Consider the following 11,786-nt stretch of genomic DNA (forward strand, 5'->3'; position numbering starts at 1 on the left):
CCGTCTTTTGCGCTCAAGCACCTATTTCATTGGCTGTCGGGGATTCGCTCTGACATAGACTGCCGCTGGTGCTGTCAGGCATTGGCAGTCCCTGGCAGTTTTTGGCAGTGCCTCTCGCCTTCAGTTAAGCTGCTCGCATGCTTCTCCTGGTGCCTTATGTCTTATTCTTCGCCAAATATTCCCGATCCTTCCGTCCAGGCGCTGGTGTCTTATCTCGAACACGACGTGCAACCGACCATCGTGCTGGATACCGACTACAACATCCTTGCCGCCAACGCTGCCTATCAGCGCCAGTTCGGTGTGCAAGGTCAACCGCCGATCGGCGCTAAATGTCATCGGGTTTCCCATCACTATGCGGTGCCGTGCGATCAGGCTGGCGAGTTGTGCCCGATGCGCAAGGCCTGGGACAGCCGCGCGCCCGAACGGGTACTGCATGTTCATCACACGCCACGCGGCCCTGAACATGTCGACGTCGAATTACGCCCGATTCTTGATCAGCATGGTGAGGTGGTGGCCTTTGTCGAACGTCTGACCAGCATTGCGGTGGCGTCCGCCCAGCCTCAGCAACAAGGTCTGGTGGGACGCTCGGCCGCCTTCAAAGACGCTTTGTCGAGCTTGCAGCGGGCGGCGCCAGCACAGATTCCGGTGTTGTTGCAGGGCGAGTCTGGCACGGGCAAAGAACTCTTTGCCCGTGCCTTGCACCTGGGCGGCTCACGCGCCAACGGCCCGCTTGTCGTTGTCGACTGCACCGGCCTGACCGAGTCATTGTTCGAAAGCGAGCTGTTCGGTTACGAGAAGGGCGCCTTCACCGGCGCCCTGCAACGCAAGATCGGCCTCGCCGAAGCGGCCCATGGCGGCACCTTGTTTCTTGATGAAATTGGTGAAGTGCCGCTGGCCATGCAGGTGAAACTATTGCGCCTGATCGAGTCCGGCAGCTTTCGCCCGGTCGGCAGCTTGCGCACCGTCCACTCCGACTTCCGGCTGGTCTCGGCCACCCACAAACCGCTCAAGGAGATGGTCGCGGCGGGCACCTTTCGTGAAGACCTCTATTACCGCATCAGCGGCTTTCCCATTCGCTTACCTTCATTACGCGAGCGGGTCGATGATCTGCCACTGCTGATCGACAGCCTATTGCAACGCATGGCTGGCAAGACGGCACCTCAGGTCGATGGCGAAGTACTAAAGCTGCTCGGCCTGCACAGCTTTCCCGGAAACATCCGCGAGCTGCGTAACATCCTCGAACGGGCGCGGCTGTTTGCCGATGACGGCGTAATCCGTGCCGAGCACTTGCCGGCAGATCTGCGTAGCGCGAGTGACAATCCACAAGCACCGGTGCCGCGACGCAGCAAAGAAAACCTTGGGCAGCTCGCGCAGGCCCTGGAGAACTTTGACGGCTCGCGCAGCGAGTTGGCCCGGCATCTGGGCTTCAGTGAGCGAACTCTCTACCGCCGCTTACGTGAACTTGGGCTTTGATCCCGCAGGGCATGGACCGGGGGTGAGCAGACGATTGCAGGCGATCGTTGTCATCCGGCAGAGCATTTTTTCTTCTACGCTGATACTGCTCACCCGCAGCGGAGGGCTTTGCGTACGTCGATTGCCGAGTCGGTAAACAGTTGGGTGTCAGGGCGACTGACGTCCCGCTCTGTCTTTTCTCCCACAGGAGCATCGTCATGTCTGCCTGCCTTCACCGGGCGATCCTGCTCACCATCGCCATGCTTGCGCTCTTCGGCTGTTCCGATGAGGATGCGCAACCCAAGGCAACGGTCACGGCGCCCGCAACGACCGCACCGGCTGTACCGGCTGCTCCGACGACGCCAAGCGAGGCGGTGTTCAGCACCGAACAGCTTGATCAAATGCTGGCACCGTTGGCGTTGTATCCGGACGCTTTGCTGGCTCAAGTGCTGATGGCCACCACCTATCCAGGCAATGTCGCCGACGCGGTTGCCTGGTCCAAGGCGCATCCGAACGTCAGTGGTGATGCCGCCGTCAAACAGGTCGCCGACCAACCCTGGGACCCCAGCGTTCAATCGTTGGTGGCTTTTCCGCAGGTGCTGGCTACCCTTGGCCAGGACCCGGTCTGGGTGCAGCGAGTCGGCGATGCCTTTCTCGCCCAGCCCGACGCGGTCATGAACTCGGTGCAGCGCCTGCGCGCTAAGGCCAAGGCCGCTGGCCACCTGGAGTCCAACGAGCAACAGACCGTTATCGTGCAACCGTCAAGCGCCCCCGCAAGCGGCACGACCACGGTGGTGCAAGGTGCCGCGCCGGCACAAACCATCGTTATCCAGCCGACCAACCCGCAGGTTGTATACGTCCCAAGCTACAACCCCTCTGTGGTGTACGGCAGTTGGTCCTCTCCGTCCTACCCACCGGCGTACTATCCGCCACCACCGGGGTATGCCATCGGCACGGCGTTGGCGACCGGCTTGGCTTTCGGTGCTGGCGTAGCAATCGTCAATTCGCTGTGGGGGGATTGCGACTGGGATGATCATGACGTCGATATCGATGTCAATCGCTACAACAATATCAACAACGTCAACAACAGGCTCGATGCCAACCAGAACAACTGGCGCCATAATCCTGTGTATCGCGACGGCGTCCCGTACCGCGACCAAGCCAGTCGAGCCCAGTTCGATCGGCGCTTACCCGGCAGCGCACAGCGCACAGCCTACCGCGGTGACACTCCGGCCCGTGTCGAAGACCGCGCGCGAGCCCGTGAAAGCCTCGCACAGCATGGCATCGAAGCACCGGCAACCAGTAACCTTGAAGCTCGCCAACGTGTGCAGAGTGCCGACCGCGAGCGCGCCCAACAAAGCCTGGAAAAACATGGCATCAACCAGTCCGGCAGCGCACGCGAGCGCGCCCAGGTTGCCGACCGCCAACTGAAGAATGACGGTCAGGCCCGCCAGCGTGCGCAGACGACCACGCAGAAACACCAGCAACAGCAGCCGGTGCGCAACCAACAAGTACGCCAGCAAGTACGCCAGCAGCATGCTAGCGCCCAGGCGCCCCGCAACAATGCGTTGGCCGGTGTGCGCAACCCTTCGCAGTCACACGTCGCGAGCAATCGTGGCCAGGTCAGCCAACGGAGCGCCAGCCGACCCTCCGCAGCGCCTGCGGGCCATCAGGTACAACGACCAGTGCGGATGCAATCCAACGGTGGCGGCCGTCGCCGTTGAGAGGAGATTCAGTCATGAATGCTGCAAGTCGAATTGCGCTGGTTCTGCTCCTGCTCTGGACGTCCAGCAGTTACGCTCAGAAACATTTCCCAGACGCAGAGGCCGCCGGCGAAGCGCTGGTGCAGGCGCTTGGTAGCGAAAAGGCTGATAGCCAACTGTTGGCGAACTTGCTCGGCAGCGACTGGAAGAGTTACATCCCGACCAAGAACGTCGACCGTATAGATGTCGACGCCTTTCTCGCCCTCTACAAGCAAAAACATCAGGTTCAGTCCGACAGCCCGGAGCGTGCGCATCTGGTCGTCGGCGACACGCCCTGGGTATTCCCAATTCCCATCAGACACAGTGCTGGCGGTTGGGCATTCGACACCAAAGCCGGCGCCAAGGAAATCCGCCGACGCCGCATCGGGCGCAACGAACTGGCGACCATTCAAGCGGCACGTGCCTATCACGATGCGCAGATGGATTACGCCGAGATTGATCGCAATGACGATGGGGTCCTCGAATACGCGCAGAAGTTCATCAGTAGCGACGGGCAGTTCGACGGCCTGTACTGGCCGGAAGTGGAAGGCGTCGAAGAAAGTCCGCTCGGACCGCTTTTCGGTGATGCCGCGAAGGGTGACGACTGGCACGGCTATCACTATCGTATCCTCACTGCCCAGGGCCCTTCGGCACCGGGTGGCGCCTATGACTACAAGATCGGCGATCGCATGACCCGCGGTTTTGCCGTGATCGCCTGGCCGACGGACTACGGGGACACTGGCGTGATGAGCTTCGTGATCAGCCACGACGGCGAATTGTTCGAGAAAGACCTCGGCCGAGACAGCGCCAAGCGAGCTACTGCGATTACGCGTTTCGACCCCGACAGCAGTTGGAGCGAAGTAAAGGACGGGGAGGATGTGCGCTGAACCAGGCAGCTCAACTCATGGAAATCAACGCAAAAAAAAGCCCGCGTGAGCGGGCTTGATGATGACCGACCAGCCTTGCGAACAAGTTCCGGCCAGTCATCTATTTGTGAAAAAGCGCAGCTTTTCTGTGAACCTACACCTGGTCAGAAGTCCAGGTTAGAAACCGCCAGGGCGTTGCTCTCAATGAACTCACGACGTGGTTCAACCGCATCGCCCATCAGGGTGTTGAAGATCTGATCGGCAGCGATCGCATCCTCAATGGTCACCTTGAGCATGCGGCGCACGGTTGGGTCCATGGTGGTTTCCCACAGCTGGTCAGGGTTCATTTCACCCAGACCTTTGTAGCGCTGGATGGTGTGACGCTTGGTGCTTTCGGCCATCAGCCAGTCGAGCGCTTCTTTGAACTCGGTGATCGCCTTCTTGCGCTCGCCACGTTGCACATAGGCACCTTCGCCGAGCAGAGTGCTCAACTGTGCGCCCAGGGCGGTGACGGTGCGGTAATCGTTACTGCCGAAGAAGTCACGGTTGAAGGTGACGTAGCTGGCCAGGCCATGGGAGGTGATTTCCACTTCCGGCAGCCAGACATTACGCTCTTTGTCTTCACGCAGGCTGGCCTTGTACAGCAGACCCGACTTCTCGGTGGTACGCAGACGCTCTTCGAATTTGCCCAACCAGTCCTGCATGGCAGCGTGGTCACCCAGCTGTTCCAGAGAGACGGCCGGCAGATAAACGAAGTGCTCGGTCAGCTCCTGTGGGTACAGGCGCGACAGACGCTTGAGGGTCTTCATCACGGTACGGAATTCATTGACCAGGCGCTCCAGCTCAACACCGGAAACCGGTGGTGCCGATTCGTCCAGGTGCAGGCTGGCGTCTTCCAGAGCCGACTGGGTCATGTACTCTTCCATGGCCTCGTCGTCTTTGATGTACTGCTCCTGCTTGCCTTTCTTGACCTTGTACAGTGGCGGCTGCGCGATATAGATGTAGCCACGCTCGACCAGCTCCGGCAGCTGACGGAAGAAGAAGGTCAGCAGCAGGGTACGGATGTGCGAACCGTCAACGTCAGCATCGGTCATGATGATGATGTTGTGATAACGCAGTTTGTCGATGTTGTACTCTTCGCGACCGATACCACAGCCCAGTGCGGTAATCAGGGTGCCGACTTCCTGGGACGAGATCATCTTGTCGAAACGTGCTTTCTCGACGTTGAGGATCTTACCCTTGAGCGGCAGGATGGCCTGGGTCTTACGGTTACGACCTTGCTTGGCCGAGCCACCTGCGGAGTCACCCTCCACCAGGTACAGTTCGGAAAGGGCAGGGTCCTTCTCCTGGCAGTCCGCCAGCTTGCCTGGCAGGCCAGCGATATCCAGCGCACCTTTGCGGCGGGTCATTTCCCGCGCTTTACGTGCTGCTTCACGGGCACGTGCTGCGTCGATCATCTTGCCGACAACCGCTTTGGCTTCGTTCGGGTTCTCCAGCAGGAAGTCGGAGAAGTACTTGCCCATCTCCTGTTCCACGGCAGTCTTCACTTCCGAAGAAACCAGCTTGTCCTTGGTCTGCGAGCTGAACTTAGGATCTGGCACCTTCACCGAGATGATCGCGGTCAGACCTTCACGGGCGTCATCGCCGGTGGTCGAAACCTTGTTCTTCTTGGCCAGACCTTCCTGCTCGATGTAGTTGTTCAGGTTACGGGTCAATGCCGAGCGGAAGCCGACCAGGTGAGTACCACCGTCGCGCTGCGGAATGTTGTTGGTGAAGCACAACAGGTTCTCGTTGAAGCTGTCGTTCCACTGCAGAGCGATTTCCACGCCCACGCCGTCTTCACGCTGAACATTGAAGTGGAACACCTGGTTGACCGTGGTCTTGTTGGTGTTCAGGTACTCAACGAATGCACGCAGACCACCTTCGTATTTGAAATGCTCTTCTTTGCCCGTACGCTCATCCTTCAAGAGGATGCCGACCCCCGAGTTAAGGAACGACAGTTCACGAATCCGCTTGGCCAGGATGTCCCAGCTGAAGTGGATGTTCTTGAAGGTTTCGGCCGACGGTTTGAAGTGGATATGGGTACCGGTGGTTTCGCTGTCGCCAACGATTTTCATCGGCGCTTGCGGAACACCGTGAACATAGGTCTGTTCCCAGATCTTGCCGCTACGGCGAACCGTCAGGATCAGCTGCTCGGACAGGGCGTTTACCACAGACACACCTACACCGTGCAGACCACCGGATACTTTGTAGGAGTTGTCGTCGAACTTACCGCCAGCGTGCAGGACGGTCATGATGACCTCGGCGGCTGATACGCCTTCCTCTTTGTGCACGTCGACGGGAATGCCGCGACCGTTGTCGCGAACACTGATGGATTCGTCCGGGTGAATGATTACGGTAATGTCATCACAGTGGCCGGCGAGTGCCTCGTCGATCGAGTTATCGACCACCTCGAACACCATGTGGTGCAGGCCGCTACCATCATCGGTGTCGCCAATGTACATACCGGGACGCTTGCGCACGGCATCTAGCCCTTTCAGCACCTTGATGCTGGAGGAGTCGTACGTTTGATTTTCGCTCATGCCTTCACTCCCGATGGTCGTGGGTCTGGGTGATACGGCCCTGTTCCACGTGGAACAAAGCAACTGGCGTTTCCGTCTGCCAGCCTTCCCTCAATAATTCGTGATCTACACAGGTGATAAATACCTGGCAGCGTAAGTCTTCCAACAAGCGGCAAAGTGCGTGGCGGTGCTGCTCATCCAACTCGGATGGCAAGTCATCCACTAGATAAATACACTGGCCGCGCCGAGCCTGGCTGACCAAATGTCCCTGGGCGATACGCAATGCGCAGACCACAAGTTTCTGCTGGCCCCGAGACAAAATATCGGCGGCGTTATGAGCGCCGAGTCTCAGGCGCAAATCAGCTCGTTGTGGTCCGGCCTGGGTATGGCCCATGTGCTGATCTCGTTGCAAGGAAGAGGCGAGCACTTCACTGAGTTCTCGATCCTTGTCCCAGCCACGGTAATAACTCAGGGTCAGCCCTTCGAGTTCAACCAAATCGCTCAGGGTCTGCTCAAAGACGGGCTTTAAGGCCTTGATGTAATTTCGGCGGTATTCATCTATTTCAGCACTGGCCAGGCACAGCTCCCGGTCCCAGGCCGCTTGCGAAACAGCGTCAAGTGTACCATGCCGCAACCATGAGTTCCGCTGCCGCAAAGCCTTCTGCAGGCGTTGCCAGGTGGCCATGAAGCGTGGTTCCACGTGGAACACACCCCAATCGAGGAATTGACGGCGAATTTTCGGCGCACCTTCGAGCAAGCGAAAGCTGTCCGGGTTGATCAATTGCAGCGGCAAAATCTCTGCCAGCTGCGCTGCACTGCGGGCGTTCTGCCCGTCGATGCGGATAGTGAACTCGCCTTGCCGATCCCGCGAAATGCCCAGGTTGCTCGAACCACCTTCGCTCAATTCAACCTGGCCAAACACGGTACAAGCCAACTGCTCATACTGGATGACAGGCGTCAGCCGAGTGCTGCGAAAGGAACGTGCCAAGCCGAGCAGATGAACAGCTTCCAGCACGCTGGTTTTACCGCTGCCGTTGGCGCCGTACAGGATATTGATGCGGGGGGAGGGAGAGAAGGTCACCGGGTGCAGGTTACGCACCGCGGTGACAGAAACGCGACTGAGGGACATCTAGAAATTACAGACGCATCGGCATGACAACGTAAGCGGAGTCGTCGTTGTCAGCTTCCTGCAGCAGGGCACTGCTGTTGGAATCCGACAGGATCAGGCGAACTTGCTCAGTGGTCATGACGCCCAGTACATCCAGCAGGTAGCTGACGTTGAAGCCGATTTCCAGCGCGCTACCGTTGTAGTCGACGCTGATTTCTTCTTCCGCTTCTTCCTGCTCAGGGTTGTTGGCCTGGATCTTCAATTGGCCGCTGGCCAGCTGCAGACGGATGCCGCGGTACTTCTCGTTCGACAGAATGGCGGTACGGCTGAACGCTTCACGCAGCGCCTGGCGATCACCCAGCACCAGCTTGTCACCGCCCTTAGGCAGTACACGCTCGTAGTCGGGGAACTTGCCATCGACCAGCTTCGAGGTGAAGGTGAACTCACCGGTCGTAGCGCGGATGTGATGCTGCCCCAGGACGATGCTGACCATGCCATCCGGCTCGGTGAGCAGGCGCGCCAGCTCAAGGATACCTTTACGCGGCACGATGACCTGGTGGCGGTCAGCCTGACTGATATCGGCACTCATCGAGCACATGGCCAAGCGGTGACCATCGGTGGCTACGGCACGCAAAGTATTGGGAGACACTTCCAGCAGCATGCCGTTGAGGTAGTAACGCACATCCTGTTGGGCCATGGCGAAGCTGGTGCGCTCGATCAGGCGGCGCAGACGGCTTTGCTCAAGGTTGCAGGTCAGCGAACCCGGGCCTTCTTCAACAGTAGGGAAGTCATTGGCTGGCAGGGTCGACAGGGTGAAGCGACTGCGACCGGCCTTGACCACGATCTTCTGTTCGTCGAGCTTGATGTCGATCAGCGCGTCGTTCGGCAAGCTCTTGCAGATATCCATGAGCTTGCGTGCGGGTACGGTGATCTCGCCTGGCTCGGCAGGCTCTTCCAGTTGAACACGGCCAACCAGTTCCACTTCCAGGTCAGTACCGGTAAGTGAAAGCTGCTGACCCTGAACAACCAGCAGTACGTTGGATAGTACCGGCAAGGTCTGGCGGCGCTCGACGACGCCTGCGACCAGTTGCAGGGGTTTCAACAGGGCTTCGCGTTGAATGGTGAAGTGCATGGTCTAGTCCCTTGCCTTAATAAGCTGCGCTGACGCCAATCACGTCGTCAGGGTCCGCAGCAGGTTCTTGTAGTCCTCGCGGATATCCGCGTCGGATTCCTTGAGTTCGTTGATCTTGCGACACGCATGCAACACGGTGGTATGGTCGCGGCCACCGAAGACGTCACCGATTTCCGGCAAACTGTGGTTGGTCAGCTCCTTGGACAGTGCCATGGCTACCTGACGCGGGCGGGCCACCGAACGGGAGCGGCGCTTGGACAGCAGGTCGGAGATCTTGATCTTGTAGTACTCGGCCACCGTGCGCTGGATGTTATCCACACTCACCAGTTTGTCCTGCAATGCCAGAAGATCCTTGAGCGATTCACGGATCAGCTCAATGGTGATGTCGCGTCCCATGAAGTGCGAATGGGCGATGACGCGCTTGAGTGCACCTTCAAGTTCTCGGACGTTGGAGCGAATACGCTGGGCGATAAAGAACGCAGCGTCATGCGGCAAGTCTACCTTGGCCTGGTCAGCCTTCTTCATCAGGATCGCGACGCGGGTTTCCAGTTCCGGTGGCTCGACCGCTACGGTCAGGCCCCAGCCGAAGCGCGATTTCAGACGCTCTTCCAGCCCTTCAATCTCTTTCGGGTAACGGTCACTGGTCAGGATTACCTGCTGACCGCCTTCGAGCAAGGCGTTGAAGGTGTGGAAAAACTCTTCCTGGGAACGCTCTTTGCGGGCGAAGAACTGAATGTCGTCGATAAGCAGCGCATCCACCGAACGGTAAAAGCGCTTGAACTCGTTGATGGCGTTGAGCTGCAGTGCCTTGACCATGTCCGCCACGAAACGCTCGGAATGCAGGTAGACCACCTTGGCATTCGGGTTCTTCTTGAGCAGGTGGTTACCCACAGCATGCATCAAGTGCGTTTTACCCAGACCTACACCGCCGTAAAGGAACAGCGGGTTGTAGCCATGCTTGGGATTGTCGGCGACCTGCCAGGCAGCCGCGCGGGCCAGCTGGTTGGACTTACCCTCGACGAAGTTCTCGAAAGTAAAGGTACGGTTCAGGTAGCTGGTGTGCTTGAGCGCACCTTCGACCTGCACAGTACGTTGCTCGGTACGACCACTTGGCGCCGGTGCAGAAGCGGATTCGCCCATGGAGTCGAAGCTGTCACGCGAAGGCGCTTGCTCGACTTCAGCCGCAGCCGGTGCAGCAACAGGTGCGGCAACGGGTTCGTTGACCACAGCGGTCTGTGCAGACTGCGCCTGGGATGCGGCGACAGCGGCAGCCAGTGGTGCGTTGGGGGCGGCACGAGGCGCCGAACTGCGTCTGCTGCCTATTAATAAGGAAAGGGCAGGCGCAATGCCGTTGCCATGCTCACCCAGCAGCTCGAGCAGACGGCTCAGGTACTTTTCATTGACCCAATCGAGAACGAAACGGTTAGGCGCGTAGACGCGCAACTCGTCGCCTTCGGCTTCGACCTGTAGCGGACGGATCCAGGTGTTGAATTGCTGGGCAGGCAGTTCATCGCGCAGAAGCTCCACGCACTGCTGCCAAAGTTCCACTGACACGGATATCCCCTGAGTTGAAAGCCGGTGAGGCAAAAACAAGCCCCCATTGTACCGAGCAGCAGCGCAGTTATCCACATGCAGGTGCGTTGAGGATGGCGATAAATCAGCAGCTTAGTGACCAAAATGGCCTTTCAGTGCTGTGAATAAGCTCTGTGGATAACCGCACCTGAGGTCTTTGCACAACTGGGGGTTGAAATCGGTGGATAACCACCCTGTGGATAACCATCGATTTGATCCACAGCTTTTCCGAGCCTTCGACACAGCCAGAGCACCTCTTCTCGACAATGTTTCAGTTCTCTGTACACGACGTAAATAGAGGGCTGTAGAGCTTTATCCACAGATAATGGCCGCCTAAGCTTTATAAGTTTTACAGAAAAGCTTTAAATAATTCCTCTCTCTTTTTTTATGTTTAAGCGTGTGATGGTTCTCCTCCGTGAGGCCCTTACCTGAAACGGGTGATTTTCCGTCTATAAGGAAAAGCTGGTTGGAAATTGACCTATGGCTGCGCTTTCTCTAGAATCGCCGGTCTCTTAAAACGGGGGCCATTCCGGCCCGTTGTCGACGAACCAGGTAACACGCCATGAAACGTACTTTCCAACCAAGCACCATCAAGCGCGCTCGCACTCACGGTTTCCGTGCCCGTATGGCCACCAAGAACGGTCGTGCCGTTCTGTCGCGTCGCCGTGCCAAAGGCCGTAAGCGCCTGGCAGTTTGATTTTTCGGCACAGGTGGTGAGTCAGGACTTCAGTCGGGAAAAGCGTCTGCTTATCCCCCGACAATTCAAAGCGGTCTTCGACTCCCCAACCGGCAAGGTCCCAGGGAAAAACCTGCTGCTCCTTGCCCGCGAGAACGGTCTGGATCACCCCCGCCTGGGGCTTGTGATCGGGAAAAAGAGCGTCAAGCTCTCCGTTCAACGCAATCGCCTGAAACGCCTGATGCGCGATTCGTTTCGCCTGAACCAGCACTTGCTTGCAGGTTGGGATATCGTGATCGTCGCGCGCAAAGGGTTGGGCGAGATTGAAAACCCAGAATTGCACCAACATTTTGGCAAGCTCTGGAAGCGCCTCGCACGCAGTCGGCCCGCTCCAGTGGTGAACACCGACTCTGTGGGGGTAGACAGTAAAGATGCGTAAACTGGCACTCGTTCCGATCCAGTTTTACCGTTACGCCATTAGTCCTCTGATGGCCAGTCACTGTCGTTTCTACCCCAGTTGCTCCTGTTACGCGTTAGAAGCCATCGAAAACCATGGTCTTTTACGTGGCGGGTGGCTAACCGTTCGTCGCCTGGGGCGTTGCCACCCGTGGAATGCCGGCGGTTTTGACCCGGTTCCGCCAGCTCCCTCTTCCCGTTCTTCTTCGATAGCCGAGTAA

General features: G+C 58.3%; 10 protein-coding genes. 6 read left to right on the forward strand and 4 right to left on the reverse strand.

Annotated features, from left to right (window positions below; all coding sequences use genetic code 11):
* Positions 1-156: 156 nt before the first annotated feature.
* The 3 genes from C6382_RS10290 (at position 157) to C6382_RS10300 (ending at position 4,081) form a co-directional block, all read left to right on the forward strand.
* Positions 157-1,473, forward strand: coding sequence for a sigma 54-interacting transcriptional regulator (locus C6382_RS10290; protein WP_256589070.1), 1,317 nt, complete (start codon positions 157-159; stop codon positions 1,471-1,473).
* 197 nt (positions 1,474-1,670) lie between these two features.
* Entirely contained in the window at positions 1,671-3,176 is a 1,506-nt protein-coding gene (locus C6382_RS10295) for a DUF3300 domain-containing protein (protein ID WP_107024397.1), read from the forward strand.
* Between the two features lie 14 nt (positions 3,177-3,190).
* On the forward strand, positions 3,191-4,081 hold the full coding sequence (locus C6382_RS10300; protein WP_107024398.1) for a DUF2950 domain-containing protein: 891 nt from the start codon (positions 3,191-3,193) through the stop codon (positions 4,079-4,081).
* 143 nt (positions 4,082-4,224) lie between these two features.
* Here the strand turns inward: C6382_RS10300 and gyrB are convergent, their stop codons facing one another.
* The 4 genes from gyrB to dnaA are packed head-to-tail and all read right to left on the reverse strand — an operon-like array spanning position 4,225 to position 10,415.
* On the reverse strand, positions 4,225-6,642 hold the full coding sequence (gyrB, locus tag C6382_RS10305; RefSeq protein ID WP_107024399.1) for a DNA topoisomerase (ATP-hydrolyzing) subunit B: 2,418 nt from the start codon (positions 6,640-6,642) through the stop codon (positions 4,225-4,227).
* Positions 6,643-6,646: 4 nt separating this feature from the next.
* Positions 6,647-7,750, reverse strand: a complete 1,104-nt coding sequence (recF, locus tag C6382_RS10310; protein WP_107024400.1) for a DNA replication/repair protein RecF — start codon at positions 7,748-7,750, stop codon at positions 6,647-6,649.
* A 7-nt stretch (positions 7,751-7,757) separates the two neighbouring features.
* Entirely contained in the window at positions 7,758-8,861 is a 1,104-nt protein-coding gene (gene dnaN, locus C6382_RS10315; RefSeq protein ID WP_107024401.1) for a DNA polymerase III subunit beta, read from the reverse strand.
* 39 nt (positions 8,862-8,900) lie between these two features.
* Positions 8,901-10,415 (reverse strand): chromosomal replication initiator protein DnaA, encoded by a 1,515-nt coding sequence (gene dnaA, locus C6382_RS10320; RefSeq protein WP_107024402.1) that lies wholly within the window; start codon positions 10,413-10,415, stop codon positions 8,901-8,903.
* A 580-nt stretch (positions 10,416-10,995) separates the two neighbouring features.
* On the opposite strand from dnaA, the gene rpmH reads away from it, so the two are divergent.
* From rpmH to yidD, 3 genes are read left to right on the forward strand one after another with little or no spacing between them, the layout of a single operon-like run.
* The gene (gene rpmH, locus C6382_RS10325; protein WP_002551315.1) at positions 10,996-11,130 is read left to right on the forward strand and encodes a 50S ribosomal protein L34; all 135 of its coding nucleotides are present in this window, start codon (positions 10,996-10,998) and stop codon (positions 11,128-11,130) included.
* A gap of 13 nt (positions 11,131-11,143) precedes the next feature.
* Positions 11,144-11,548: a ribonuclease P protein component gene (gene rnpA, locus C6382_RS10330; RefSeq protein WP_178082764.1), complete on the forward strand. Its 405-nt coding sequence runs from the start codon at positions 11,144-11,146 to the stop codon at positions 11,546-11,548.
* Positions 11,541-11,786 carry a membrane protein insertion efficiency factor YidD gene (gene yidD, locus C6382_RS10335; protein WP_082071379.1) on the forward strand — a complete coding sequence of 82 codons (246 nt, stop codon included), beginning with the start codon at positions 11,541-11,543 and terminating at the stop codon, positions 11,784-11,786. The genes rnpA and yidD overlap by 8 nt, the downstream gene beginning before the upstream one ends.

The sequence above is a fragment of the Pseudomonas sp. BBP2017 genome (genome assembly GCF_003024385.1).
In the GTDB taxonomy this organism is placed as follows: domain Bacteria; phylum Pseudomonadota; class Gammaproteobacteria; order Pseudomonadales; family Pseudomonadaceae; genus Aquipseudomonas.

Coding starts and splice junctions, on each gene's coding strand:
- C6382_RS10290 (WP_256589070.1), top strand. CDS start 157: ATGTCTTATTCTTCGCCAAATATTCCCGATCCTTCCGTCCAGGCGCTG.
- C6382_RS10295 (WP_107024397.1), top strand. CDS start 1,671: ATGTCTGCCTGCCTTCACCGGGCGATCCTGCTCACCATCGCCATGCTT.
- C6382_RS10300 (WP_107024398.1), top strand. CDS start 3,191: ATGAATGCTGCAAGTCGAATTGCGCTGGTTCTGCTCCTGCTCTGGACG.
- gyrB (WP_107024399.1), bottom strand. CDS start 6,642: ATGAGCGAAAATCAAACGTACGACTCCTCCAGCATCAAGGTGCTGAAA.
- recF (WP_107024400.1), bottom strand. CDS start 7,750: ATGTCCCTCAGTCGCGTTTCTGTCACCGCGGTGCGTAACCTGCACCCG.
- dnaN (WP_107024401.1), bottom strand. CDS start 8,861: ATGCACTTCACCATTCAACGCGAAGCCCTGTTGAAACCCCTGCAACTG.
- rpmH (WP_002551315.1), top strand. CDS start 10,996: ATGAAACGTACTTTCCAACCAAGCACCATCAAGCGCGCTCGCACTCAC.
- yidD (WP_082071379.1), top strand. CDS start 11,541: ATGCGTAAACTGGCACTCGTTCCGATCCAGTTTTACCGTTACGCCATT.